The sequence below is a fragment of the Brevibacterium atlanticum genome (assembly GCF_011617245.1).
GTDB lineage: Bacteria > Actinomycetota > Actinomycetes > Actinomycetales > Brevibacteriaceae > Brevibacterium > Brevibacterium atlanticum.
Map to the genome: position 1 here is coordinate 3549509 of NZ_CP050152.1, position 26477 is coordinate 3575985.

Here is a 26477-nt window from a genome sequence, read left to right on the forward strand (position 1 = left end):
ACATAAGATGGAATTAAGACGCGGATGAGAAGAATCTTAGGTTCAGTCCACCCGGTAGCCGAACCCGCGCACTGTGGTCACGAAATCGGTGCCGAGCTTCCTGCGCAGATACCCGATGTAGACGTCGACGACGTTCGAGCCGGGGTCGAAGTCGAAGCCCCACACATGGGAGAGCAGCTGTTCACGGGAGAGGACATTGCCGCGGTGGCGCAGCAGGATCTCGGCCAAGGACAGCTCTCGTGCGGAGAGTTCGACGAGGCTGTCCCTGACCCACACCTGACGCTTGAGCAGGTCGATGCGCACCTCGTTGCGAACGAGCTCCGTGACTTCCTGCTCCTGCGGGCTCTCCTTGAGCCGCAGCCGGACCCGGGCGAGGAGTTCGGCGAAGCGGAAGGGCTTGATCATATAGTCCACGGCCCCTGATTCGAGGGCGTAGATCGTGTCGTCCGGGTTGTCCCGGGCGGTGAGCACGAGCACGGGCAGCTCCGGTCGCTGGGTTCGGAGCTGCTCGAGCACGCTGAAACCATCGAGCCCGGGCAGTCCGATGTCGAGCACGACGAGGTCGAAGTCTCCGGTCAGGGCCAGGTCTCGACCGGTGATCCCGTCGGCGGCGATCTGCGGGCGAAAGCCTGCGGCGGTCAGGCCCTTGGAGATGAACGCGGAGATCCGCTGTTCGTCCTCGACCACGAGAATGCTCTTCACTTCTGTCCTTTCGGCAGGCTCTCCTTCGGCAGACCCCCGTGCAGGGGCGGCGCCGTCGGCAGGATCATACGGAACTGGGCGCCGACGGAGGCCTGGTCGAATACGACCGTGCCTCCGTGCGCCTCGGCGATGGCGGTGATGATCGACAGCCCCAGGCCGAAGCCCTTGCCCTCGGATGATCCGCGGCGGAAGCGGTCGAAGATCTCTGCGGCGATCTCCTCGGGAACCCCTGTGCCCTCGTCACGCACCCAGATGTGAACGTGGTCCTCATCGCGGCGGGCGCCGAAGACGATCGCCTGACCCACCTCGGTGTGTTCGACGGCATTCGCCGCCAGCTGGAGCAGGGCCTGGGTCAGGCGCTGCCGGTCGGCTGCGAAGCTCAGCGTCTCCTGCACATCGAGTTGCCAGTGTCGGTCTCCGAGCCCCTTGGCCTTGGCCAGTGACTCATCGACGAGGGTCCGCAGATCGACGGTCTCGAAGCGGACGAAGTCGGGGCGCCCCGCGCGGGCGAGGATGAGCAGCTCTTCGACGAGGCGGCCCATCCTGTCCGTCTCGTCGAGCAGCATCGTGCGTGTCTCGTCGACATCGGCGGCGTCGCTGGAGTCCATGGTCTCCAGATGTCCGCCGAGGATGGTCAGCGGGGTGCGCAGCTCATGTCCGACATCATCGAGGAACTGACGCTGAGTCTCGAATGCGGCTTCCAACCGGTCGAGCATCTCGTTGAAGGTGTGTCCGAGTTCGGCGATATCGTCATTGCCCTTCGTCGCCAGGCGACTGCTGAGGTCACCGCCGGAGATCGACTGGGCGGTCTGCCGCAGCTCGGTGACCGGGTGGAGGAGCCGGCGTGCGAGGATCGCCGAGATCCCGGAGATGAGGAGAGCGGCAGCGAGGGCGACGATGATGTAGATCTGCATGAACTGGGAGAGGTCGGCGTGACTGGCCGTGACATTGTGGACGACGACGAAAGCGCCGCCCCCGTTCGTGCTGCCCGGTTGTCCGACACCGTCGATCTCTCCCACATCGGATGGATTCTTGCTGGGGTTCGCCGAAGGTTCGGGCGACCGGCTCTCACGTGCCGTCCCCGAGGTCGCAGAAGGACCCGACCCGGTGCTCGCACCGGCGTCCGAAGTCTCCTTGGTGCCTCCGGCGATCGGGAGGACGTAGCCTTCGTACCGGTCTCCGTCGACACTCAGCTCGATCTCGCCTCCCTTCGCGGCTGCCCCGGCGACGGCCTTCTCCAACCCTCCCGAGCCGTTGATCAGCCCCTCCGGCTCACCCTGGTAGAGCACCCGCCCGTCGGGGAGGAACGCGAAGAGCGTCTCATTCTCATCGGGCTGATTCTGAGCGAGAAACTGGGAGAGGATCTGGTCGACCGAGCTGAAGGGGCGACCCGTCTGAGGGTCGACGCCGTTCTGAGCGAACGACCTCATCTCGGCGATCTCCTGCGCCATGGACGCTGAAATTCGACTGACGACGCTATTGGACTCGACGGTGTAGAGGATGAGTCCGACGACGGTCAGGGTGAGCACGGAGAGGGCGGCCACGGCGATCGTCAGACGGTTCTGGACGGTGAGCCGGATGCGAGGGTCAGTCGTCATCGTCGTCGCCGTCGTCATGGTCGTCCGCGTCGTCATCATCGTCGCCGTCGTCGTCATCATCCGCGTCGTCATCATCGTCATCCCCGTCGTCGGGGACTTCGCTCGGAGGGTTCGGCACCGGTTCGTAGGAATGCTCGATCTCGTCGGGGGCCTCGGAGCCACTCGATCCCGCGGATCCGTCGGATCCCGAGGACCTCGAGTCCGAGTCGGATCCGGAGCCTGAGCTGTCGGGGTTCGAGCGGTCGTTGCTCTGCTGACCGGAACCATCGGGGTCGCCGCCGGACTCTGTCGGCTCGGGTGTCACCTCGACGGGGGTGAGATCCGGGGGTTCGGGCTGTGCGGTGCTGCGGACGATGATGAGCGTCAGGGCAGCGAGCACGACGACGAGACCGGCGATCACCCAGCCGAGGATCTTCGATTGTCCACCCACGTCCTCCACATTGCCCAAGCCCGCAGTCTTTGTCGAGCCGCAGCCGATGAGAGTCTTCTTAGATGGTCCGTTCGGCCGCCTGTGATAGCGTGAGCGCCGACCTCCCAGACGACCGGCAGGAGCCCGATGAGCGACGACCGCGTGGACCGCGACGAGGCCGAGGACCAGCCGAAGGAGAGTCCTTGGGCGGCGATCAAACCGTGGCAGGGCAAGGCCGCCGGCCTCGATAAGCTGCTGCTGTTCATCATCATCGGAGTCCCGCTCATCTACCTCGGACTCATGCCGCTGCGACCATGGATGCTCGTCCACGCCCCGGTCGTCCAGGAGTTCATCAACGGGGCGAAGACCTCGATCGTCGCGGCTGCCGCCTATGCCCGCATCGGTGAGATCCCGCTGTGGCTGGTCATCATCGCCGGCTTCATCGGCATGGCCAAGCTCGACTGGGCGTTCTGGCTCGCCGGGCGACGGTGGGGCGACGGGGTGCTGCGGCTCTTCGCGCAGAACGAGCGCCAGCTCAAACGCATCAACCAGCTGAAGAAGATCCCGAACTGGGCGCTGTTCCTCATGACAGTGATCTCGCGCTGCCCGGGCATTCCCGGCACTCTCGTCTACATCGTCGCCGGCTGGACCCGGATGCGCCTGTCACTGTTCCTCATCGCCGACCTCATCGGCTGTCTCATCTTCACCCTCATCTGGACCGTGCTGGGCTATCAGCTCGGCGAGGCCGCCGTCGATATCCTCAAGATCATCGACAAGTACGCCCTGTGGCTGACGCTCGCCCTCATCGTCGGCATCTTCGTCGTCAGCTTCTACCGGGAATACCGGAAGCAGAAGAAGGCGGAAGCTGCCGGGGAGCACGCAGAGGACTGAGTCAGGCCGGCGACGACTGACCGTCGGACCGGCCAGTCTCCCCGGCCGCTTCAGGCCCCGAAGGACAGGAACGTCTCGCGCATCCGCTCCGGGTCGGCCCTCTGCCCGCTGAAGAGTTCGAAGGCGTCGATGGCCTGATTGACAGCCATCCCCGATCCGTCGAGGGTCCGGCACCCCTTGGCCCGGGCCTCGGCGAGGAACTGCGTTTCGAGCGGGAAGTACACGACGTCGGCGACCCAGGTGTCGGCACCGAAGACCGTCGTATCGACGGGGGTTCCCGGATAGGCCTTCATCCCCACCGGGGTGGCGTTGACGATCCCATTCGCCGAGGCGGCCGCCGCCTCCAGCTCATCGAGTCCGATCGCTCGTGCCCGGGTGCGAACCGCGTCCACCCGGCCGATGTCCGCGGCCAGGCCCGCGGCACGTTCGACGTCGGTGTCGGCGATGATGAGTTCACCCACACCGAGTTCGGCCAGGGCGAACCCGACCGCACGGCCGGCTCCGCCCGCACCGATCTGCACGACCGCCTCGGTGGCGGCACCGTCCAATCCGGCGCGGAACCCGGCTGCGAACCCGGTGACGTCGGTGTTGAAGCCCTTGGTCGAGCCGGTCTCGTCGATGACGACGGTGTTGACCGAGTCGATGCGCGCGGCCACCGGATCCACCTCGTCGAGAAGGTCGATGACCTGCTGTTTGAACGGGTGGGTGATGTTGAGCCCATCGAAGCCGAGTCGGACGGCTGCGGTGAGAAGCTCCTCGAGGGTCGCCTCGGCGCGCTTCGGTTCGGTGACGTCGATCGTGCGGTAGATCGTGGGGATGGAGTGCGCGGCGCCTTCGTTCTCGTGCATGCGCGGGGTCCGGGAGGCGGAGATGCCGTCGCCGATGAGGCCGAGGAGGAGGGAACGAGTCATAATCTCACTTTCAGGAGCGTCTCTGTCGTGGTCAGGGGGTCGGGATGAGCGGTCAGGAAGCTGTGCTTCCGGTCAGGAATCGGCGCTTCCGGTCAGGTATCCGCGCCGAGGAGGTCGGCGAGGATCTCCACCGCGTGAACGTAGCCTTTCGCACCGGCACCAGCGATGACGGCCGCGGCCACGGGCGAGAGGTAAGAGTGGTGGCGCACGGCCTCCCGGGCGTGCGGGTTGCTCAGATGCACTTCGATGATCGGGTGGTCATAGGACTTCAGCGCATCGTGCAGGGCCAGGGACGTGTGCGTGTACGCGCCCGCGTTGATGATCGCTCCGACGGTGGAGTGGCGGGCGTCGTGGACGGCGTCGATGAGCCCGCCCTCATAGTTGGACTGGATGCAGCGGACGGACAGCCCCGCCTCGGCGGCGGCATCCGCGCACATCTGCTCGATGTCGGCCAGGGTGGTGCGGCCGTAGATCTCGGGCTCGCGCTCACCGAGGAGGTTGAGGTTGGGCCCGTTGAGGACGAGGACTTCTTCCATGGTCACCTCGGGAATCGGGCGGCGACGGCCGCGGCGGTCTGGGTCAGTTGGGGCACGAGCGCGACGAGTTCGTCGAGGCTGCGGCGGAAGACGGGGGCGGCGAGTGCGAGTGCGGCCAGCAGCCGACCGTCGAGGTCGAAGACGGGTACGGCGAGCGCATTCATGCCGATGTCGTTCTCCTCGGACTGGCCGGCCCATCCGGTGTCGCGGATCTGTTCGAGTTTTCTGCGCATCTGCTCGGGATCGATGATCGAATACGGGGTCCGCGCTTCGAGGTCGAGGGCGGCGATCGTGGCATCGGCGTTCTCGTCGTGGGCGAGCAGGGCCTGCCCGATCGCCGAGGTGTGCAGCGGGGATTCGTCGCCCGGGTCGGTCGTCGTCCGGAATTGCGGGCCGTCGACCGTGAGCACGGTCAGTGCGGCGTTTCCGCGGCGGATGGCGAGGATGCTCGACTCCCCCGTCGTCGCCGTGAGGTCTTCGAGCAGGTCCTTCGTCGCGCCTGAAAGGCCGCGCCGGTGGGCGACCTTCTGCGCGAGGCGGAAGACCTCCATGCCGAGGGTGTAGACCTTCGTGCGCGCATCGAAGCTGGCATAGCCGGACTCGACGAGACCGCCGAGGAGTCGGTAGGCCGTCGAGAACGGGTGGCCGGTGATCTCCGCGGCCTGCGCGGCACTGATGCCGTCGGGGTGTTCGCCGAGGAGATCGAGCATCTCGAAGGTCTTCGTCACCGAGTTCGAGCCCTTGGGCGGCATATCTCGCCTCCTTGCGTTGCTGCGACTGATGAGTGATCGACTGCGGTCGACGAGGCTGTTCCTCACTGACTCACGTTGACAGGCTATGTCATGTCGATCACACTGTAAACCACAATGTAACAATGATTGCCATACTATGGCAACACAAGATCTGTATCGATGGCCCACCGACGGTCCACGAGAATGAGAGATGCGAGGAAGCATGAGCGAAGCGATCGAAGAAGCCCGCCCGACGAAGACACCGCTGCGCGCGGCATTGTCGAGTTGGACCGGCTCAGCCCTCGAGTACTACGACTTCGCGGTCTACGGGACTGCGGCGGCACTGGTGCTCAACACCCTGTTCTTCCCCGAGACGACTGCTCCGGGAATCTCCATCCTCCTGGCCATGGGCACCGTCGGAGTCGCCTATGTCGTGCGCCCGCTGGGCGCGCTCATCATGGGTCCGCTCGGCGACCGCTTCGGCCGGAAGTTCGTACTCATGCTCACCCTGTTCATGATGGGCATCTCGACCTTCCTCGTCGGCTGCCTGCCGACCTATGAGCAGATCGGGATGCTGGCTCCGATTCTGCTCGTGCTCTGCCGCGTCATCCAGGGGCTGTCGGCCTCCGGCGAGCAGGCCAGCGCGATCTCCGTCTCGCTCGAGCACTCGGAGGAGAAGAAGCGGTCGTGGACGACGAGCTGGACCCTGCACGGGACTCAGGCCGGAACCCTGCTGGCCACCGCGGTCTTCATTCCCTTCACCGCCTTTCTGCCCGATGAAGCCCTGTTCAGCTGGGGCTGGCGAGTGCCGTTCTGGCTCTCCGCAGTCGTCGTGCTCACCGCCTGGGTGATCCGCCGCGGCCTCGAGGAGCCCCCGGCCTTCAAGGAATCCCGCGTCGACAACCCGCCGCTCATGCAGGTCTTCCGCTGGCACAAGGCCGCGGTCCTCCGCGTGGCCACCTGTGCGATGGTCAACACCGTGAACATGGTCTTCACCGTCTGGTCGCTGTCCTTCGCCACCTCGATCGTCGGACTCGACCGTCCGACCATGCTGCTCGTCTCGGTCATCGCCAATGGTGTCGCGCTGCTGGCGATCCCGGCCGCCGCTCTGCTCTCTGACAGGTTCGGACGCAAACCGGTCTTCATCACCGGCGCCGTCGGGTCGGGACTGATGATGTTCCCGTACTTGGCCGCGGTCTCTGCCGGGAACTGGACACTGATCTTCGTCTTCGGCGCCATCATGTCCGGCTGTGCGTACTCGCTGGCGAACTCGATCTGGCCGTCGTTCTACGCCGAGATGTTCCCCACGACGGCGCGAGTGACGGGATTGGCTCTGGGAACCCAGGTCGGATTCGCCGTCTCCGGCGGTCTGGCTCCTGTCCTCGCCTCTGCCGTTGCCGGCGCAGGCGGAGAGAATTGGGTATCGGTCGCCGCCTTCACCGCGGGCGTCTGCATCATCGTCGGACTGGTTGCGATGACGGCGAAGGAGACGAAGGGGCTGAGCCTGGAAGAGATCGACACCCTCCACGAGGAAAGGTCACGATGAGAACATCGATTGCCACGGTGTGCCTGTCCGGCACGCTCGACGAGAAGCTGCGCGCCGCTGCTCGGGCGGGGTTCGACGGGGTGGAGATCTTCGAACAGGATCTCATCGTCTCGCCCGACTCCCCCGAGGCGATCGCCGCGCAGGCCGCCGAACTCGGACTCACGCTCGATCTGTTCCAACCCTTCCGTGACTTCGAAGGTGTTGACGAGGAGCAGTTCGTCGCCAACCTCGCCCGCGCCGAGGCGAAGTTCCGACTGATGAAGCGCCTGGGCATGGACACGATGCTGCTGTGCTCGAACGTCGGCACCGCCACCATCGGCGACGACGGCATCGTCGTCGAACAGTTGCGCCGCCTCGGCGACCTGGCCGAACGCTACGGCGTCGACGTCGCCTATGAGGCGCTCGCCTGGGGACGATTCGTCTCCGAGTACGACCGCGCCTGGGACCTGGTCAAGGCAGCCGATCATCCGCGCATCGGCACCTGTCTCGACAGCTTTCACATCCTCTCTCGCGGCACGGACCTGTCCCGCATCTCCGAGATTCCCGGCGAGAAGATCTTCTTCCTTCAGCTCGCCGACGCCCCGGCCCTGTCGATGGACGTGCTCAGTTGGTCCCGCCACCACCGGGTCTTCCCCGGCGAAGGCGCTTGGGACCTCACCGATTTCCTCACCCGAGTGGCGCTGACCGGGTATGCCGGGCCGGTCTCGCTCGAGGTGTTCAACGACTCCTTCAGACAGGCCGATACTCAGCGCACCGCTGTCGACGGCCTGCGGTCCCTGCGTTGGCTCGAAGCGGCGACCGCGGAGCAGGTGGCGGCCCCCGATGCAGGGTCGACCGGCACCGCCGCGGCCACGGACGGCATGCCCGCCAAGGCTGATGCGAGCCAGGTGCGTCTCGATCTGCAGCGGCTGCCCGAGGTCGCCGAACCACGCGGGGTCGACTATGTCGAACTCGACACCGACGACCTCGGGGCGCTGACCAGGCAGATCCATCAGCTCGGCTTCCGCTTCGTCGGATTCCACCGCACGAAGCCGCACGTGCAGCTGTGGCGTCGCGGACAGGCGCGCATCGTCGTCACCGAGTCGACCGATATCGATCTGGTGAGTGTCGATTCGGCAGTTTCGGGCACCCACCTGCGCGGAATCGGCTTTGCTGTGGCCGATGCCGATGCCGCAATGGATCGGGCGATCCTGCTCCAAGCGACCGAGGTGCCCCGCGATCAGGCCCACGACGAGGAGGTTCTGCGCGGCGTCTTCGCTCCTGACGGTTCCGAAGTCTTCTTCGGCGACGGGACGGGCATCGATCCGACGTGGACCGAGGAGTTCGGCAACGTCCCCGACGACCGCCGTTCGGCCATCGACCATGTCAACCTCGCCCAGCCGGCCCACCACTACGACGAGGCGGTGCTCTTCTACACCTCCCTGCTTGCCCTCCACGCTCAGGCATCGAACGATGTGCCCAGCCCGTCGGGTCTTGTCCGCTCGCAGGTGATGGCAAGCTCGGACGGAGCAATTCGGATGCCGCTCAACCTCGCACCGCGGTCAGCCGAGACCTCGGTGACTGGCGACTACCCCGAGCACGTCGCGCTGGCCTGCGATGACATCTTCACGGCGGCCGCCACCGCCGTCTCACGAGGACTGGATTTCCTGCCCGTTCCCGAGAACTACTACGAAGACCTCGAGGCGCGTTTCGATCTCGCCCCCGAGCTTCTGCAGCGGCTGAGGGAGAACAACATCCTCTACGACCGGGACGACCGAGGTGAGTTCCTCCACTTCTACACCTCGACGATCGGGTCGGTGTTCTTCGAGATGGTCGAACGTCGCAATGACTACCAGGGATACGGCGCCCCGAACGCGCCGGTGCGGTTGGCCGCACAGCACCGGCGCAACTCGGGCCGCTGACCCGACCGGGTCAGCGTCTCTAACGCGCCGATGCCCACTCATCGGCTCCATGGCGAGCCCTGGAGTCATACCTCCCGGGCCACCATTCCGGCTCTTCGTCAAGCTCGTCATCAAGGGGGTACGGCAGATTGAGCTCCTTGCGCTTCGGATCCGGCCGCAGCCGACGGTACGAGATCTGCCAGACGATCTGCTTGACCACCCGGATTTCGACATCGAGGTAGTCGGCCGTCGCTGAGATCAGCTCGAGCACCTCGTCGTCCGTCATTCGAGGGAAGCTGCCGAACGGCATACCGAAGAATCCTTTCACCCGATAGTCGATTTCGAAGTGATCGGACCCGGCGAGCATGAGCAGTGCCCGCCAGGAGATCCCCGACTTCTGGCTCGGCAGCTCCCTCCAGGCACGGGCCACCTCGTTGGCGTTCCGCCCGGTCGACGGTTCGTCACCGACCGCCGCGAGGAGGTCGTCGACGGTGTCGATGCCGTGATCGGCCATCACCCGTGTCGCACGGTCGACGACCTCGGCTCTGAGCATCGCCCCGGGTTGGGTATGGGCGGGTTTGAGGTTGCAGATCACCTCCCGCGCCCACTGCTCCGGCCCTCCGGCCGCGGCGATCGAATAGCGCAGCGACTTCGCGCCATCAGTGCCGCCATGCCTGGCGGTGTACCGCTCGACGACGTTGTCGATCGCGGTCGGGTGGGAGCCCGTCATGTACAGCGCGTCGAGGATGCACAGCCCGAGGCTGTTCGGGTATCCGATCGAACGCGGCTTTCCGCTCTCGCCAAGGAATTCTTCGCAGCGATACGCCAAACTGCGGATGCTTCTGGTCCTGATCTCCATTGTTCTGACCTTCCGTCATGCGCCGCACCCTGCGACGCGTCGCTTCCGACTCCAGCGGCGGAAGCATGAGACGAACATTAGACGAAGGCACTGACATGGCCCGCTCGGGGACAAATAGAACATCAGCAGTAGAACGCTTCACCTGCGAAGACAAATTCCACCGGGTCGCAGCGGGCGCCCCGGTCTTGGCACGCATGAACGCCTCTGGCATGGTTGGAGCATGAGCACAGACGAGATCATCATCGACGGCCCCCTGGCGCGCGCGACCCGGATTCTCTGCCAGGTCTCGGCGAAGCATGTGGCGGCCCAGGCCGACGTCGAAAAGTCCCAGCTGAAGGACTACGAGAAGGGGATCCAGGACCTCACCGCTGAGCAGGAGCGTCGCCTCATCCTCGCCCTCGAGCACTACGGTGCGCGGTTCATTCCCGACGGCAAGGACGGCGGCTATGGCGTGCGCCTGAAGTTCGGCCGCGCGAAGGTCCGCGCCATCGAACGCTGGGAGGACGAGGGCGGCACACCCGGCGCCGACGACGTCTGAGCGTCGATCGGAATGGGCCGCCTCGGCGGGGATATCCGGCCCTGAAATGACGACTGTGGCCTCGATCCTGCTCAACGCAGGATCGAGGCCACAGGTGCATCCGTCGGCACCGGGGACCAACCTCGGCGACGATTATGGTCACCGGCGGATATCCGCCGGTGAAGTTCAGTTCTGGCCGATGAACTCGAGGTTGTCGACCACGCGGTTGGAGAAGCCCCATTCGTTGTCGTACCAGGCCACGACCTTGACGTGCTTGCCGTCGACGCGGGTGAGCGCGGCATCGAAGATCGACGAGGCGGCCTGACCGGCGATGTCGGAGGAGACGACGGGCTCGGTCTCATAGTCGAGGATGCCCTTCAGCTCGCCGTCAGCGGCCTTCTTGTAGGCGTCGAGGACCTCGTCACGGGTGACCTCGCGGGACACGGTCGTGTTGAGTTCGACGATCGATCCGACCGGAACCGGGACGCGGATGGCGTCGCCGGAGAGCTTGCCGTCGAGCTGCGGGAGGACGAGGCCGATGGCTTTGGCGGCACCCGTCGAGGTGGGGATGATGTTCTCGGCGGCGGCGCGGGCACGGCGGGGGTCCTTGTGCGGGCCATCCTGGACCATCTGGTCGCCGGTGTAAGCGTGGACCGTAGTCATGAAGCCCTGCTCGATCCCCGCGACGTCATCGAGGACCTTCGCCAGCGGGGCCAGTGCATTCGTCGTGCACGAGGCGTTCGAGATGATCGTGTACTCAGGCTTGTACGCCTCGGAATTCACACCGTAGGCGAGGGTGACGTCAGCACCTTTCGAGGGGGCGGAGACGAGGACCTTCTTGGCTCCCGCGTCGAGGTGGGCGCGGGCCTTGTCGGCTTTGGTGAAGATGCCGGTGGACTCGAGCACGATATCAACGTCGAGTTCGCCCCACGGCAGGTTCGCAGGATTCTTCTCGGCGAAGACCTTGATGGTCTTGCCGTCGATGACGATCGAGTCGTCGGTGGTCTCGACGTCGTGGTTGAAGCGTCCGAGGGTGGTGTCGAACTTCAGCAGCCGCGCGAGGTCCTCGACGGGGCCGAGGTCATTGATGGCAACGACGTCGAGGTCGCTGCCCCGTTCGGTGAGGGCACGCAGGGTGCTGCGTCCGATGCGTCCGAAACCATTGATGGCGATGCGAGTCAATGTCACTCCTTGAACACGGGTTTTGTCTTGATACCTCCATCATGGGCGGTTCGCACGGTCGACAACAGTGGCCAGTCAGACAATCTGCGCAAGGTTCTCGCCAGTCTAATTGCCAGAAGTCACAAGTATCGCGCCAGTGCGATCGAGAGCGCGATTCGACGGCTCCGGTTCCCCCTCGAGGTGCCCCCCATTCACCCGCTGGGTGACCCCGGTTCACCCCTGGAAGGAGTGCCGGTAGTCGTTCGGTGAGATCGAGAGGATGCGTTGGAAGTGCATCCGCAGGTTCGCCCCGGTGCCGAGTCCGACCTGGTCAGCGATCTGCTCGATGCCCAGATCGGAGTTCTCCAGCAGTTCTCTGGCAAGGTCGACGCGGGCGCGGAGCACCCATTGCATCGGCGTGTAGCCGGTGTCTTCGACGAAGCGGCGGGAGAAGGTCCGCACAGAGACTCCGGCAGTGGCGGCGAGCTCGCGCAGGGTGATCTTCTCCCCGATGTGCTGCAGGGCCCATTCGCGGGTGTCGGCGAAGTCGTCGCCGAGCGGGTCGGGCACGCTGCGCGGCACGTATTGCGCCTGGCCGGCGCTGCGGTAAGCGGCCGCGACCAGCCGCCTGGCAACCTGGTTCGACAGCCCCACACCGTGATCGCTGCGGATGAGGTGGAGGCAGAGGTCGATCGCCGAGGCGGCCCCCGCCGAGGTGAGCAGCTGTCCTTCGTCGATGAAGAGGACGTTCTCGTCGACTTCGATCGAGGGGAACCGCCGTACGAGCTCCTTCGCCGTCGACCAGTGCGTGGTCGCGCGGCGGCCGTTGAGCAGGCCGGTGCGGGCGAGGACGAAGGTGCCTGTCGAGATCGCGGCGATCCTGGCGCCTCTCTCGTAGGCGGAGAGCAGCGCACCGATGACCGCGGCGGGAGGCTCCTGTTCCACGGCCGTAGTGGCTCCGGGGACGATGATCGTGTCCGCGGTCTCCAGCGCCTCGAGTCCGCGCCCGACAGAATAGCCGAGCCCGTCGGGCCCAGTGACCGTGCCGGCGGAGGCGCCGCAGATCTCGACCGCATAGGGCCAGATCCCGGCAGGGACCGCTGCTGCCCGCTCGCCGACAGGAACTGACGCGGCTCGTTCGTCGGCAGCTGCCGCCCCGGCACCGGCACCGGGAACCACTGCCCGGCCGCCATCGCTTGCACCCACGGCAGCCGTCGCACTGGCGACGGTGGATCGGGACCGCGGGGCCACCTCGGTGCGGGTGTGCGCGGTGGCGGCATTCGATTCGGGGCCGAAGACCTGGACGGGGACGCCGAGGTCCATGGCTGACACCCCGTCCAGCGCGAGCACGACGATGCGGTGCGGGCGCGAACGGGGTGACCTGCGTGGGGTGATGCGGGCCTCGTCACTCATGATCGCCTCTCAGTCTAGCGATCCACCCTCGTTCCAGCGCACGACGTTTCCTGTGGTGACGGCACTGCCGAAACCCATCTGGGCCGCAATGGCCGGGACCGAACACCCTGCGCCGAGCTGATCCTCAGTGTTCGTGCGTGCCGGTGAGTTTGAAACCGAGGCGGCCGTGGGCGAAGGCTCCGCCGGCCCGGATCGCCGAGGCTGTCCACGCGGTCTCGGCGAGTTCCGTTTCGGTGGCGCCGGCCTTGACTGCGGCATTGGAGTGGGCGTCGATGCAATAGGAGCACTGGGTGGTCAGACCGACTGCGTAGGCAATGAGCTCACGGTACTTCAGAGGAATCTCTCGCCCCTCGGGAGCGAAGACGGCATTGTTGAACTCGCCGAATGCCTTGAGGATGTCGGGAGTGGTTTCCTTGTACGCCTTATCGTACTTGCGGTCGTTCTCGCGGTCGAAGAAGTCAGTCATCGCGGTGCCTCCTGTGGTCGGTGCCATTCCGATCCTCACGCTACCCACTCACCGAGCAGACCGCTATGGATTCGTCACATGGAGTTTCGATGACTTGCCTGTTGCCCGCCGACTGCCCGCCGACTGTCCGTCGTCTGTCCGTCGACAGATTGTTTGGTCATTCCACCGCGGTCTCGGCGACGAAACCACGGCGGATCGACCAAACACTCCACTTCAACGAGAGAGGGACGCGACGCGGGCGGTGGAAGGTGACAGGCGGGGAACGATCGGCCTCAGTAGAGCGCGTTCTGCGCGATGAGCGGAGCCGCGTCGAAGTTCGGCGCCGGCGGAGTCTGCGCCGCCAGAGCAGGGGTTACCGTCTCCGGTGCGGGAGCTGCCGCTTCCGGCGCGGGCGCACTTGCTTCCGGTGCGGGAGCCACGACTGCGTGTGCGGTTGCCTCCGGGGCGGGAGCCGAACCCTCCGGAACCACCGCTGTGGCCGGCACCGCCTCGGCGGCCGGATCCACCTCGGTGGACGTCACACCCACGGTCAGCGGCACCGCCTCGGCGATGGCTTCGAACATGGCCAGGGTTCCATGCTGGGCGGCCAGGCTCACCGGCTCCGGGTCGGAAGAGAGCTTGACGCCGATGGTCTGGGTGGCGCGGTCGAGGTAGAGCATCTGGCCGTGGATGCCGATGCCGATGACGACGTCGCGGTTGGCCGACGGCAGCCAGAACTGGCTGCGGTACATCCCGCCCGGATACGAACGCCCTGATGGGGAGGCTGCGAAGACCTTCGCGGAGTCCTCGGCTCCGGTGAAGATGTCCTCGACCCACGCCGCCGAGAGCACCCGCTCCCCGCCCGAGGTCGTGCCGCCGCGGGCGATCATCTCGCCGAATCGGGCGAGGTCGCGCAGGGTGGTGCTGATGGCGCCGTCGGCGATGGATCCGCCCCACCGGTCCTGGCAGACCTGGGCGGCATGGGCGGCGCCGATCTTCGACCAGAGGAATTCGCTGGCGACGATGGAGAAGGGCTGGCCCGTGACCGCCTCGGCGATCCAGGCGAGGACGTCGGTCTCGCAGCTGCGGTAGACGAAGGCCGCTCCGTGTTCGCGTTCGCTGGTCAGCCCGGTGAGGAAGTTCTTGATCCCATTCGCCGAGGTGGCCGTCCGCGGCGCGAAATCGACCGCTTCGAACAGGGCTCGGATCTCCGAACCGTCCTCGAGGTATTCCTCGGAGAACTTGATGCCTGAACGCATGTCGAGCAGGTCGCGGATCGTCGCTCCCGCGTAGCCGCTCTCGGCCAGGGCAGGCACGTGGGTGGTGACGAGGTCGGTGGGGCTGAGCAGACCCGAGTCGGCGAGCGCGCCGATGACGGTGGCGACGATCGACTTGCTCACGGAGAAGAGCATGTGCTGGCGGGCGGGCTTCATCGGCCACGCGTATTCTTCGGCCAGCGCCACCCCGTTGCGGGTGACGAGCCAGGCGTCGGTATGGGTGCTCGACAAGACATCGTCGACGGTGGTCCAGTCTTCGTCGATCGCCGGCCACTTCTCTCGGTCGATGGCCAGCGGGCGGAAGTCGTGGTCCTCGGTGACGAATTCGCGGACGGGTCCGATGCCGCGGGGAATTCCGCCGGTCGGGAAGAGCTCCTGCATCCGGGTGAGCGCGAAGGCGAAATACTCCGGCCACTTCCAGGTGTCGAGGTCGATGCTTTCGAGGATCGGTTCCGAGGGGTCGACGATGGCGTCTTCACTCGCCGAGGCGAGCTCCCCGACGTGCGGGAGACTGATGTCCACCAGCGCCGAGGCGGGGGTGACGGGTGCGTCAGGATCGCCGGGACCCGCGGTGGCGGCTTCCGAATCGGCAGAGTCGGTGTCAACGGGAGCAGTGTCGGCCGGGGCAGTGTCGGCAGAGGCAACGTCCGCTCGATCTATCCGAGCCTTCGGGCCCGTACCGGAGTCGGCGCCTTCACCGGTATCAGCACCGGTGCCGATCCCCCTTGTGTTTCCCAACAGCGCACCGATGCGACGGTTCGGCGGGGTCGCCGGTCGAGGCGGAAATGTTTCGTCTTCGCCTGCCATGTCACCTCCACTGCTTCGATCCGAACGGGTCTGCACGTGCGCAGGTCTGTCCCGATGCGCAGGGAACAGACTACCCGGACGAAGTGAAACTCCGTAGCGGAGCCGGGTCGATCCGTACGAATCAGCGAGTCGCGAGCCGTCATTCTTGGCGCCCTCACCAGGTGCGACGCAACAGGGCATTACCAATCAGTTATTCATCTGACATTCTGCGCTCGGCCGTCTTCTCGGTCGGCCGCGCTCTCCGCTAGTCTCGACGTCAGAACGATGCGCGCCGCTGCTGTTGCGAGGAGGACTGCCGATGCCATTGTGTGGAATCGAGATCGATCGTGTCGCTGACAGTCTGACCGTAGCGTGGTCTCTGCCGTCTGCCCCGGCGCACGTGTGGCGGCATCTGCAGGATGTGGCCTCGCTCGACGAGTGGCTCGGGCGTCCGCTCGTCTTCAGCACCGAGGTGGGTGGCGAGATCATCATCGATCACGCCGACAGCTACCTGTGCCGCTCGGAGATCCTCACGATCGGTGATCTCGCCGTCGAGGCGACGTGGTCGTTTCCCGACGAGCCGGCGACGAGGATCGCGATCCAGCTCACCGAGGTGACCGATGAGGAGGTCACCGAGGCGGCCGGATCCGCTTCCACCGAGGTGGCCGCCGAGGCGAGCGACGACGCCGTCACCGAGGCTGCCACTGAGACTGGCGCGCCCGCCCGTGACGACGCAGAATCGACGACGACGCTGGCGCTGCGCCACGACGGCCTCGGTGCGCTCATCGGTTCCTACGCCACCGGCTGGTGCACGCACCTCACGTTCTTCGAAGCTTCTCTCGCGAAGGTTCCGATCCCGGGTTCCCAGTTCTGGCCGCTGTGCGCGACGTTCGATCAGCTGCTCGCCCCTCACGCCGAGTCGCCGAAAGAATGACCACTCTCGCGAAGCAAACTGCCAACGGGTCCCATCCGTCGATGTTCGGTGGCGCACCCGACGCGGAAGCAGCCCGCACAGACGCCGCGGGCTCACCGGGCAGCGCGGTACTCCAACAAACTTAGGTCAGCATCGGACACTTTGAGAGCCGAAAAGTATCCGATGCTGACCTAGATTTTCCGCCAAGAGTCCGATTGCGACCTATATTCAGTGCCGAGCGCCAAGACAGCTCCTGCCCGAACCCGCCCTTACACTAGCCCTTGGTCCTCAGCAACGCGGATGGCTCGGGCCCGCGAGTCCACCCCGAGCTTCGTGAACACGTTGACGAGGTGGCTCTTCACGGTCGCCTCGGTGACGAAGAGGTCCTTGGCGATCTGCGCGTTCGAGGCCCCGGTGGCCAGCAGTTTGACGACGTCGCGCTCCCGCCGGGTGAGCTTCGGACTGGGATTGCGCATCGCAGCGAAGACCTTCGACGAGATCTCCGGCGGCATATAGGTCTCCCCCGCCGCGGCCCGCTCGATCGCCGTCGAGATCTCACCCGGATCGATGTCCTTGAGCAGATAGCCCGAGGCTCCGGCATTGAGCGCGGCCACGATCTCCGAGTCCAGGTCGAAGGTGGTGAGGATGAGCACCGCGGGCGGGTTTTCCAACGCCCGCAGCCGCCTGGTCACCTCGATGCCGTCGATCCCCTCCCCCAGCCTCAGGTCGCACAGGACGACATCGGGGCCGAGCTCGTCGACGACCGTCAGTGCTTCCTCGCCGCTGCCGGCCTCGCCGACGACGGCGATGTGCTCGGGTGCGTCGATGACCGAGCGCAGGCCCGCCCGCACGACCGGGTGGTCGTCGACGAGGATGACTCGAATGCTCATGCGTTCTCTCCCGTGTCCGTATTCGCGCTCGTGTGATTCCCCGACTCACCGAGGCGGCCCGCCGTGTCCGCGTCCGTGCCGTCGGCAGGGGTGCTCCCGCCTTCGCCGAGGCGGCCCGTCGTGTCCGCGTCCGTGCCCTCGGCAGCTGCACCGAGTCCGCTGAGCCCCTCACCCCGCGTGCGCAGCTGCGATTGGCTCGGCAGCGTCGCGGAGATCGCGAAACCGGAGCCCGGGCCCGGTTCGATGACGAGTTCCCCGCCGAGTTCGCGCATCCGTGAGCCGATGAAGTCGAGGCCGAACCCGGACTCTGAGCCGCGCGTCCGACGATCCGGATCGGCCATGCCCACCCCGTCATCGACGATGTCCATGCGGATCGACCCGTCGAGGTCCATGAGGCTGACCATGACACGGTTCGCCTGCGAGTGCTGCCGGACGTTGGCCAATGCCGACTGCGCGGTGCGCAGCAGTGCCGCCTCCACCTCGGCGGACAGGGTCGGCAGGGACTCGTCGAGATCCAAGCGCCCGCGGATGGACGTCTCCTCCTCCAACCGGGCCAGTAGCCGGCGGATCGCTGCGGTCAGCGCTCCGTCCTCGAGTTCGGCGGGGGCGAGGGCGGCGATGATGCGGCGGACGTCGCGGGAGCTCTGCGCGGCGAGATCCTCGACCTGGGCGAGCACCTGCCCGGCGTGGGCATCTGGGGTGCGCTCCGCCTCGGCGTGGGCGATGAGACGGATCGAAGAGATCGACTGCGCGATCGTGTCGTGGATGTCCCGGGAGACGCGGGTGCGCTCCTGGATCTCACCGGCGTGCCGCTGGGTCAGCGCGAGTTCGTCCTGGAGATCGAGCAGATTGCGGTGGGCGAGCTCGAGCGAACTCAGCAGCTCCTCGCGCCGACGGCCCTCCCGGAGCAGTTCGATGTAGCCGCGGGAGAGCCCGAGCGCGAACACGGCGCCGATGAGAGAGCCGATGATGCTCGCCGTCTGCACGCTGCCGTAGTGGGCCAGCGGAGCGACGACCGTGGCGATGTAGGTGAACGCGGTGAAGACGACCGCGATGCGCAGGGAGAACAGGTGGCCGGCGAGCAGCCAGAGGAGGAAGGCGACCCAGATGAACTCGGCCGAAACGAGCAGCGTGCACAGCCAGGCGGCGGCGAGGACGATGAGCCACCACTTCGCCAGCACGAGGGCACCCGAACGGGCGGCCCGAATGGCTCCGAGGGCGTACCAGGCGAGGAAGACCACGCTGACGGCGATGGCGGCCACCAGCGGCGCACCCTGCGAGACCGCGCGCAGGCACGAGATCCCGGTGAGGACGAGTGCCATGATGTGCTGGCCGATCTCCATTGTGCGCACGGTCCACCCTCGTGAGCTCACTCCGGGGCCTCCCCTCAATGCGGCTGCGGCTGTGTCGATCAAGAGCTGTATCGATCAGTGCGGCTGCAGCTGTGTCGACTGCTCGTTCTGTGACTGGTCTGCTGCCAGCTTATCGGTCGAGCGGTGGGTGATCTCCTTGTTCGGCCACCACATCCGGTCACCGCCGAGTCCGAAGATCGCGGGGACGATGATCGTGCGTACGAGGATCGTGTCGACGAGCACGCCGACTCCGACGATGAGGCCCAGCTGGCCGAGCACCATGAGCGGCAGCATGCCGAGGGCTGCGAACACTCCGGCCAGGACGATGCCGGCGCTGGTGATGACCCCGCCAGTGTGGGCGACGGCCTCGATCATGCCCTGCCGTCCGCCGTGGAGCACCGATTCCTTCTTCGCCCGGTGGGCGAGGAAGATCGAATAGTCGATGCCGAGTGCGACGAGGAAGAGGAACGCAAGGATCGGCACCTGTGCATCGAGGGCCGACTGCCCGAAGAACGTCCGCGACAGGAAGGCACCGAGACCGATGGCCGCCGCCGAGGATACGACGTTGACCGCTAGCAGGGTCACCGCCGCGAGCGGGGCGCGGAGGATGATCAGCAGGATGATGAAGCTGATCGCCAGCACCATCGGGACGATCGTGAAGAAGTCCTGCTGGTTGCCGTCGCGGGCGTCGAGCTCGGTCGCCGCGGCCCCTCCGACCTGGGCGTCGGCTCCGTCGACGGCGTGGACGTCGGTGCGGATGTCCTCGACGAGGTCGAGCCCCTTCGCGCTGTCGGGTTCGTAAACGCCGATGACCATGATCTTCGTGACCGAGGTGCCATCGATGCGTGTGTCATCGATCGCTGAGGCGCGTACGACCCCGTCCATGTCGGAGACCGAATCGACGACCTGATCAGCGTGATCGGTGTTCGCGAGGATCCAGATCGGCTGCGATTCCCCGGGCGGGAAGTGGTCGGCCAGGACGTCGAGGCCCTGCGCCGATTCGGACTGGACCCGGAACTTCTCGGTCTGGTCGAGTCCGATCGAGGACCCGATGAAGCCGGTGGCCATGATGCCGAGGATGACGATGCCGGCACCGAGGTGGCGCCCAGGTCGGCGCACCACAGCCGTGGCGATTCGCCGCCAGATCGACGGTTTCGCCGAGGCGGCCCTGTCCTTGGTGCCCGCCGCTCGGTCGGCGAGCTCCCGCACCGAGTGCGGGGCCGCCTCGGCGGGGGTGGTGTCTTCATCCGAGCTCTGCTCGGTGAGCGCGTCGTCGGCCTTCGGAACGAAGGGCCAGAACACGCGCTTGCCGCAGATCGCGAGCACGGGCGGCAGCGCGAAGAGGACGGCGGCCGCGGAGATGAGGAGGCCGACGGCGGCGGTGATGCCCAGGCCGCGGGTGCCGGGGATGATGGCGAAGACGAGGCTGAGCAGGGACAGGACGACGGTGAGGTTCGAGGCGAGGATCGTCGTGGCGGTGTGCGTCCAGGCCTCGGCGAGGGCGGTGCGGTGGTCGGAGAAGCGGCGCAGCTCCTCGCGGTAGCGGGAGATCAGCAGGAGGGCGTAGTTCGCGCCGGCACCGAAGACGAGGACGCTGATGATGCCTGCGTCGAACTGCAGATCGAGCCAGTCGCCGACGGCCGCGGTCACGGTCGAGGCGAGTCCGTCGGCGGTACCGATGACGATGAGCGGCAGCAGCCACAGGATCGGCGAGCGGTAAGTGATGATGAGCAGCAGGGCGGCGATGACGATGGTGACGATGAGCAGGGTGAAGTCGGCGCCGTTGAACGCCGAGGCGATGTCGGCGCCGATCGCCGGACCACCGGTGACCAGCAGGGACATGCCCTGGTCGGTGAGTCCGGTTGCGGTCGGGTCGTCGGCGATGGTGGTGCGCAGGTCGTCGACGGTGTCGGCGGTGTCGGCGTTGTTGAGTCCGACCTCGATGGGAACCATGAGCAGTGCGGCCTTGCCGTCGTCGCTCATGACCGGTCGGGCACCGGAGTTGTCGGAACCTGCGTCACCGGAGCCTACGGCCGAATCGCCGGAGTCCGACTTCAGTTGGTCGGCGTAGTCACTCAGTGTCGTGCCGAGTGTGCCCAGGTCCCTCTGCTCGTCCGAGCTGATGGCGGAGCCGTCGTCGTTCGAGGCCACGACCATGACGGACTGCTTCTCCGCCTCGGGGAACTTGTCGAGGGTCTGCTGGGCCTGGGTGGATTCGGAGTCAGCCGGTGCGGTTTCATTGGCCCGGTCCTCCCCTGCCCCGGACAGGAGCCCGAAGAGGAGAGCGACGAGGACGACGACCCCGCCGAGGACGAGCCACGAACCGCGCTTCGATGTCAGTGTGCGGGCGGAATTCGCGAGGAATGGGTTCATGACTCAAGTCCATCAATTCACCGCTTTCGGCACATCGCCGAAGAGTTCGGACCTCGTCTGCAACTTTCGATGGAGACATACTGCTGACCTCGGGCGATGCTTGAGGTGGAAGGTGCAGGGGCAGGGCGGGAGGACTGTGGGAAGGGCGGCTCTTGGGCGGCTACTGGCGCGGCACCGGGGAGGCTCTGGGGACGTTCCGGGCGGTTTCGGGGAGACTCCGGAGTGGCCCCAGGTCTCACTTATCGGTTAAGTCGAAAAACGTGCCGTGCACGGGGCGTTCTTCAGGCTAAGCGATCAGTGAGACGTCGAGGCCGATGGAGGCGGAACGTTTCAGGCGAGTTCTCCGCCCGCCGCCTCTATCTCTGCCAGAGCGGCTTCCGACGAGTCCTCGCCGACTCCGGCGACGAGGTCGGTGAGCACGCGGGCCTTCGCGCCCGAGTCCAACGCGTCGAGGGCGGAGGCGCGCACGCAATGGTCGGTGGCGATGCCGACGACGTCCACCTCGGTGACGGTGAGTTCGTGAAGAAGCTCGCCGAGGCTGCTCCCCGTTTCCGTGGTCCCTTGGAAGGCCGAATAGTCGGGTCGGCCTTGCCCTTTGCGGACGTGATGGGTGATGGGCGCGGTGTCCAGCAGCGGGTCGTATTCGGCCCCGGTCGTTCCGGCGACGCAGTGGATGGGCCAGCTGTCGACGAAGTCCGGGGTGTCGCTGAAGTGTCCGCCATTGTCGCTGTCCGGATCGTGCCAGTCTCGGGAGGCGATGACGGCACCGTAGTCCCCGTCGTGAGCAGCGAGGTGGCGCGTGATGCCTTCGGCCACGCGGTCACCGCCGGTCACCCCGAGGGCGCCGCCTTCGGTGAAGTCGTTCTGGACATCGACGATGAGGAGTGCCTTGACCATGCTTCGAGCATAGGCGCTTCCCGGCCGATTGCCAGAGGTGCCGGCGCCTTGAATTCAGGAGCTGACTGAGTTCAGCGGTGCGCTGGACTCAGACCCAGCCTCTGCTGGCGAAGACGTGATGGTAGATCTCGCGGAGCACCGACTGTTTGCGGGCGTTGTAGTCCGTGACGGTCTCGCCCGCAGCGTTCGACTGCGCAGCCGAGGCGAGCTTCACCGCCTGATAGCGCTCGCGGTCGTCCGGATGAATCCGCAGGTGGTCGCGGAAGAGTCGCATACGCGCGACTTCCGCGCACCGTGGCCCGAAGACGTGAAGATTGCAGTGCAACTGCCCTGGCTCGGGGTCGAGGCGTTTGAGCAGGCGGTGTTGATACCAGGCCGGCTCGCGGACGGTGAGGTCTAGGCCGATCGAGTTGAGCGCGGGCACGTAGTCGTCTTCGTCCCGGGGATCGATGACGACGAGTGCGAGGTCGAGGATCGGCTTCGCCTTCAGGCCCGGCACCGAGGTGGACCCCACGTGGTCGATGCCGACGAACGATCCCTGCGGGGCGAGCGAGTCGCGGACCTGGTCCGCGAGATCAGCATAGTGGTCGGTCCACGCCGGATCGTGATCGACGATCTCGATCGTGACGGGAGGTGTGCTCGGGCGGATCCAGAGGTCTGGTTCCGGTGCGTCGATGAATGTGACGATGTCAGCCACCTCGGCGAACATCGGGTCGACGGATTCGCCGCCTGCCGGCGGAGCCTCACGGCCAGGACCCTGGTCAGGGGATCCGTCCGCGGGCGGGTGAGTCATCGACGGATCTCAGGCCTGCTTGAGGGCGCGCTTCTCGGCCTTCTTCGCAGCCTTCGCAGCAGCCTTCTCAATGGCCTTGGTGTTGTCGCCGTCTCCGGCGATGAGGAGAAGTCCGCCGAGGGCGGCGAGGTTCTTCGAGAACTGAGTCTGGTGGGCCTTCGCCTCGCCGCCCTCCATCTCCCAGAAGGAGTGCCCGGCCAGCGTGGTCGGGACGAGGGAGCCGGCGAGCGCCAGCGCCGAGAGTCGCGGCTTGATGCCGAGCAGGAGTGTCGCACCGGCGAGAATCTGCACTCCGCCGTTGATGCGCACGAGCAACTCGTTGTCATCGGGCAGCGCGGGGACGTACTCGCGGATGGCATCGAGCGTCGACTCGGCCATCGCAGCCTTTCCGGCCGGATCCTTGATGGCCGACAAGCCACCGGTGATGAAGATCGGGGCGGTGAGCATGCGTCCTGCCGTCTGCAGCAGCGATGATCCAAAAATCACAAGAGACTCCTTAGGTCTATGGGGTTTTGAGCCTAACGGACGCCGGGGCCGTGCCTCAATTTCGGGGCCGGCCCCGGCGTCATACCTCGATGGTGATCAGGGGTTCTGCACGTGGGCGGTCGGCTGCGGAACCGCCTCGGTGGGGGTGGCCTTCTTGAACCCCAGTTCCGGCTGCTCGCGGAACTGCCCGGTTGCCACGAGCACCACGGTGACAAGGGCGGAGACGATCCATCCGGAGACCCCGAGGTAAGCGACGAGGGCGGAGTCGGGCGCCGGTGCACCAGCGGTGAGGAACAGTCCCAGCAGCATCCCTGCCGATCCGTTGAGGGCTGCGTGCGCCGCAACGGCCGGCCACACCGAACCGGTGCGCAGCCGTAGCCAGCCGAAGAGGATGCCGAGAGTGACGCAGCCGCCGACCATGAGTCCGAGTCCGACGATGTCGGGACGGTTGAAGTTGTATCCGAGCAGGATGAGCGGCGCGTGCCACAGGCCCCAGATCACGCCGACGATGAGCAGCGCCGGCCAGGTCCCCAGAGGACGAAGGCTCGTCAGCAGCCATCCCCGCCATCCGAACTCCTCGCCGATAGTGACACCGAAGTTGGCCAACGATCCCGCGATCATGAGCAGCAGGTAGCCGACGACGGCGACTGCCACGGGGATCGAGCTCATGCCCGGAAGCGTGGCCACCTGCTCCTTGAACGCAGACAGTCCGGTGAAGTCGAATCGACCCCAGCCGAAGGCTGCGGCCACAAGGTAGCCGAGGACGACGAGCACCATGATGCCGAAGAAGGCGGCCACCGTCATCCAGATGACCCTACCGAACGGACGCAACGGCCAGAATCCGAAGTAGCGCGGTGCGCTGGACATCGCCTCACCCCGGTCGCGGGCTCTCCGGCGTTGAACGATGTGAGCCACGATGCCGGCGACCAGCGGAGAGAACATCATGGCGCTTCCGCAGATGAGGAGCGCCACAGGATCGCCGATCCCCTCATCCGAGAGCCACAGCGGCAGGCACGCGAGCCAGGCGAGCCCGAACGCGACGACGATGAAGATGCCGACCTCGAGCCACGGCACGCGGTGGGGCACGACCGCGAGCGGGCGTCCCTTCGCATCGACTGCGTCGGAGCGGGAGGTCGTCGTGTCGGGCGCCTCGGCGTGGGCGGTGGTGGTGCCGGTCATGATGCCGGGTTCCTCGGCGAATCCTGCCTGATTGTGCGTCTGCGTGTTCACGATTCCTCCTCGTTGCGCCACGGTGCCCGCCGATTCGTCAGCGGCCCGCGCCTGTCATTCCACGCTATGACGGGCGGCCCACCGGCACCTCCGCCACGAGGATGAAATCACGGTCAGCCGCGTGGGCGAGATCGGCCTCACCGTCGAGCATCGGGGCCGGTCAGACGCGCTCGAGCACCTTCGCCTCGGCGTTTCGAGCACCTTCGCCGCCATCCCGGGGAATCGGGGATACGATGACCGACATAACCGGAATCAACGACGATTCATACGAAGGAACATCACCATGTCCGATCATCTCTCCGACGCCCGCCACCCTTCGGACGATCACAGCTCCACCGGCGTCCATCGCAACGCCGGCGGCCGCACCGGCACCGGCCGTACCACGGGCGCCCCGGGCGACCACCTCTCCGACGCCGACCACCTCGCCGTCCTCGGATACGGGGACTCGTTCGAGCGGTCGATGAGCCCCTGGGCGAACTTCGCACTCGGCTTCACCTACCTCTCCCCGCTCGTCGGCGTCTACTCACTGCTGGCCGTCGCCCTGTCGACCGGCGGGCCGCCGTCGATCTGGTGGATCGTCATCGTCGCGTGCGGTCAGCTCCTCGTCGCCCTCGTCTTCGGTGAGGTGGTCTCGCAGTTCCCGATCGCCGGCGGCATCTACCCGTGGGCGCGCCGACTGTGGAGCAAGCGGTACGCGTGGATGGCGGCATGGGTCTACATCTGCGCGCTCATCGTCACGATCACCTCGGTGGCGGAGTTCGGGGCCGGATTCCTCGCGAGCCTCTTCGGTCTCGCACTCAGCCGGAACACCACCCTCGTGCTCGGACTCGTCCTCCTCGTGCTGGCCTTGGCGATCAACTTCTCGGGCACGAAATGGCTGGCTCGGATCGCACGGATCGGCCTGTTCGCCGAGCTCATCGGCGTCATCGGGCTCGGCCTGTTCCTCCTCATCTTCGAACGCAAGCACAGCTTCTCCGTCTTCTTCGACACCATGGGCACGGCGGGTGACGGCAGCTACGTGCCCGTGTTCATGGGTGCCGCGGTCGCAGGACTCTTCCTCTTCTACGGCTTCGAAGCCTGCGGCGACGTCGCCGAGGAGGTCTCGAACCCCGCGCGGGGCATCCCGAAGGCGATGCTCATGACGATCTTCGTCGGAGCGATCTCGGCCCTGTTCTCCTTCGGCGGCTACGTGCTCGCCGCCCCGAACCTCGACGAGATCGTCGCCGGTGAGGTCGAGGATCCGATTCCGTCGCTCCTCGCGGGCAGCCTCGGTGCGGTCGGGGCGAAGATCTTCCTGCTCGTGGCGATCACAGCGTTCATCTCCTGCGTGCTCAGCCTCCAGGCCGCGGCCTCGCGACTGATCTTCAGCTTCGCCCGCGACGGAATGATGCCCGGTCACCGGTGGCTGTCAAAGGTCACCGACGGCACGAAAGTTCCGCGCAATGCGCTCATCGTCGCCTGCACGGCACCGGCTCTCATCTGCGTGCTCATCTGGTTCAACGACGGGATCCTCGTCGCCGTGACCTCGTTCGCGATCCTCGGCATCTACCTCGCCTTCCAGATGGTCGTCCTCGGAGCGCTGCGTCAGCGCTTCAAGGGCTGGAAGCCGGCGGGACCATGGTCGCTTCGCGGCTGGGGCATCGTCGTCAACATCGCGGCTCTGGCCTACGGGATCTTCGCGATGATCCTGCTGTCCCTGCCCGGTGACTCCGGATCGTTCTTCGCCGATTGGATCGTGCTCATCGGCCTCGTCGTCGTCCTGGTCGTCGGGTTCATCTACCTGTTCACTGCGCATCCGGACCGGAAGTCCGATGCTCCTGAAGGCGATGCCATCGCCGTCGCCGAGGCGATCCGGGCGCACCGGGCGAGGCAGTAGGACGC

The 26477-nt window shown here is 66.3% G+C and carries 24 protein-coding genes; 6 read left to right on the plus strand and 18 right to left on the minus strand.

What is annotated here, in order from left to right:
- Positions 1 to 42 precede the first annotated feature (42 nt).
- Genes GUY23_RS15825 through GUY23_RS15835 form a run of 3 tightly spaced genes read right to left on the minus strand, consistent with a single transcriptional unit; the run spans position 43 to position 2748 of the window.
- Positions 43 to 702: a response regulator transcription factor gene (locus tag GUY23_RS15825; RefSeq protein WP_166974038.1), complete on the minus strand. Its 660-nt coding sequence runs from the start codon at positions 700 to 702 to the stop codon at positions 43 to 45.
- Positions 699 to 2375, minus strand: coding sequence for a sensor histidine kinase (locus tag GUY23_RS15830; RefSeq protein WP_228282455.1), 1677 nt, complete (start codon positions 2373 to 2375; stop codon positions 699 to 701). Before GUY23_RS15830 ends, GUY23_RS15825 begins: the two co-directional genes overlap by 4 nt.
- A complete protein-coding gene (locus GUY23_RS15835) occupies positions 2290 to 2748 on the minus strand; it encodes a hypothetical protein (RefSeq protein ID WP_166974040.1) in 459 nt (152 codons plus the stop codon). The genes GUY23_RS15830 and GUY23_RS15835 overlap by 86 nt, the downstream gene beginning before the upstream one ends.
- Before the next feature lie 108 nt (positions 2749 to 2856).
- Between GUY23_RS15835 and GUY23_RS15840 the strand changes: the two genes are divergently transcribed.
- On the plus strand, positions 2857 to 3600 hold the full coding sequence (locus GUY23_RS15840) for a DedA family protein (RefSeq protein WP_166974043.1): 744 nt from the start codon (positions 2857 to 2859) through the stop codon (positions 3598 to 3600).
- 50 nt (positions 3601 to 3650) lie between these two features.
- Here the strand turns inward: GUY23_RS15840 and GUY23_RS15845 are convergent, their stop codons facing one another.
- The 3 genes from GUY23_RS15845 to GUY23_RS15855 form a co-directional block, all read right to left on the minus strand.
- Positions 3651 to 4511, minus strand: a complete 861-nt coding sequence (locus GUY23_RS15845; RefSeq protein ID WP_166974046.1) for a shikimate dehydrogenase — start codon at positions 4509 to 4511, stop codon at positions 3651 to 3653.
- A gap of 92 nt (positions 4512 to 4603) precedes the next feature.
- Complete coding sequence (aroQ, locus tag GUY23_RS15850; RefSeq protein WP_166974049.1) at positions 4604 to 5047, minus strand: type II 3-dehydroquinate dehydratase; 444 nt, start codon at positions 5045 to 5047, stop codon at positions 4604 to 4606.
- A 2-nt stretch (positions 5048 to 5049) separates the two neighbouring features.
- Positions 5050 to 5799, minus strand: coding sequence for an IclR family transcriptional regulator (locus tag GUY23_RS15855; RefSeq protein WP_166974052.1), 750 nt, complete (start codon positions 5797 to 5799; stop codon positions 5050 to 5052).
- Positions 5800 to 6001: 202 nt separating this feature from the next.
- Between GUY23_RS15855 and GUY23_RS15860 the strand changes: the two genes are divergently transcribed.
- Together GUY23_RS15860 and GUY23_RS15865 are read left to right on the plus strand one after the other, a co-directional pair.
- Positions 6002 to 7324 carry an MFS transporter gene (locus GUY23_RS15860; protein ID WP_166974055.1) on the plus strand — a complete coding sequence of 441 codons (1323 nt, stop codon included), beginning with the start codon at positions 6002 to 6004 and terminating at the stop codon, positions 7322 to 7324.
- Positions 7321 to 9225, plus strand: coding sequence for a bifunctional sugar phosphate isomerase/epimerase/4-hydroxyphenylpyruvate dioxygenase family protein (locus GUY23_RS15865; protein ID WP_166974058.1), 1905 nt, complete (start codon positions 7321 to 7323; stop codon positions 9223 to 9225). Before GUY23_RS15860 ends, GUY23_RS15865 begins: the two co-directional genes overlap by 4 nt.
- A 19-nt stretch (positions 9226 to 9244) precedes the next feature.
- On the opposite strand, the gene GUY23_RS15870 is transcribed toward GUY23_RS15865, so the two are convergent.
- Complete coding sequence (locus GUY23_RS15870) at positions 9245 to 10063, minus strand: hypothetical protein (protein WP_166974061.1); 819 nt, start codon at positions 10061 to 10063, stop codon at positions 9245 to 9247.
- Positions 10064 to 10283: 220 nt separating this feature from the next.
- On the opposite strand from GUY23_RS15870, the gene GUY23_RS15875 reads away from it, so the two are divergent.
- Positions 10284 to 10601 (plus strand): XRE family transcriptional regulator, encoded by a 318-nt coding sequence (locus GUY23_RS15875; protein ID WP_166974064.1) that lies wholly within the window; start codon positions 10284 to 10286, stop codon positions 10599 to 10601.
- Positions 10602 to 10766: 165 nt separating this feature from the next.
- Here the strand turns inward: GUY23_RS15875 and gap are convergent, their stop codons facing one another.
- From gap to GUY23_RS15900, 4 genes are all read right to left on the minus strand, one after another.
- Positions 10767 to 11762, minus strand: coding sequence for a type I glyceraldehyde-3-phosphate dehydrogenase (gene gap / locus GUY23_RS15880; RefSeq protein WP_166974067.1), 996 nt, complete (start codon positions 11760 to 11762; stop codon positions 10767 to 10769).
- 213 nt (positions 11763 to 11975) lie between these two features.
- Positions 11976 to 13154, minus strand: a complete 1179-nt coding sequence (locus GUY23_RS15885; protein ID WP_228282457.1) for a GlxA family transcriptional regulator — start codon at positions 13152 to 13154, stop codon at positions 11976 to 11978.
- A gap of 124 nt (positions 13155 to 13278) precedes the next feature.
- Positions 13279 to 13647 (minus strand): carboxymuconolactone decarboxylase family protein, encoded by a 369-nt coding sequence (locus tag GUY23_RS15895; RefSeq protein ID WP_228282459.1) that lies wholly within the window; start codon positions 13645 to 13647, stop codon positions 13279 to 13281.
- Between the two features lie 245 nt (positions 13648 to 13892).
- Positions 13893 to 15683 (minus strand): serine hydrolase domain-containing protein, encoded by a 1791-nt coding sequence (locus GUY23_RS15900; protein WP_166974070.1) that lies wholly within the window; start codon positions 15681 to 15683, stop codon positions 13893 to 13895.
- Between the two features lie 298 nt (positions 15684 to 15981).
- Here GUY23_RS15900 and GUY23_RS15905 point away from each other — a divergent pair, with 298 nt between their 5' ends.
- Positions 15982 to 16596: a hypothetical protein gene (locus GUY23_RS15905; RefSeq protein ID WP_166974073.1), complete on the plus strand. Its 615-nt coding sequence runs from the start codon at positions 15982 to 15984 to the stop codon at positions 16594 to 16596.
- 248 nt (positions 16597 to 16844) lie between these two features.
- Here GUY23_RS15905 and GUY23_RS15910 read toward each other — a convergent pair whose 3' ends face one another.
- From GUY23_RS15910 to GUY23_RS15940, 7 genes are all read right to left on the minus strand, one after another.
- Complete coding sequence (locus GUY23_RS15910; RefSeq protein ID WP_166974075.1) at positions 16845 to 17465, minus strand: response regulator; 621 nt, start codon at positions 17463 to 17465, stop codon at positions 16845 to 16847.
- Positions 17462 to 18838, minus strand: coding sequence for a sensor histidine kinase (locus GUY23_RS15915; protein WP_228282461.1), 1377 nt, complete (start codon positions 18836 to 18838; stop codon positions 17462 to 17464). Before GUY23_RS15915 ends, GUY23_RS15910 begins: the two co-directional genes overlap by 4 nt.
- A 54-nt stretch (positions 18839 to 18892) precedes the next feature.
- A complete protein-coding gene (locus GUY23_RS15920) occupies positions 18893 to 21190 on the minus strand; it encodes an MMPL family transporter (RefSeq protein WP_166974078.1) in 2298 nt (765 codons plus the stop codon).
- Positions 21191 to 21520: 330 nt separating this feature from the next.
- Entirely contained in the window at positions 21521 to 22087 is a 567-nt protein-coding gene (locus tag GUY23_RS15925; RefSeq protein ID WP_166974081.1) for an isochorismatase family protein, read from the minus strand.
- A gap of 88 nt (positions 22088 to 22175) precedes the next feature.
- On the minus strand, positions 22176 to 22880 hold the full coding sequence (locus tag GUY23_RS15930; RefSeq protein ID WP_208085382.1) for a GrpB family protein: 705 nt from the start codon (positions 22878 to 22880) through the stop codon (positions 22176 to 22178).
- 9 nt (positions 22881 to 22889) lie between these two features.
- A complete protein-coding gene (locus tag GUY23_RS15935) occupies positions 22890 to 23366 on the minus strand; it encodes a DoxX family protein (RefSeq protein ID WP_166974084.1) in 477 nt (158 codons plus the stop codon).
- Between the two features lie 96 nt (positions 23367 to 23462).
- A complete protein-coding gene (locus tag GUY23_RS15940) occupies positions 23463 to 24596 on the minus strand; it encodes a CPBP family intramembrane glutamic endopeptidase (protein ID WP_228282463.1) in 1134 nt (377 codons plus the stop codon).
- Between the two features lie 283 nt (positions 24597 to 24879).
- On the opposite strand from GUY23_RS15940, the gene GUY23_RS15945 reads away from it, so the two are divergent.
- Entirely contained in the window at positions 24880 to 26472 is a 1593-nt protein-coding gene (locus tag GUY23_RS15945; protein WP_228282464.1) for an APC family permease, read from the plus strand.
- Positions 26473 to 26477 lie beyond the last annotated feature (5 nt).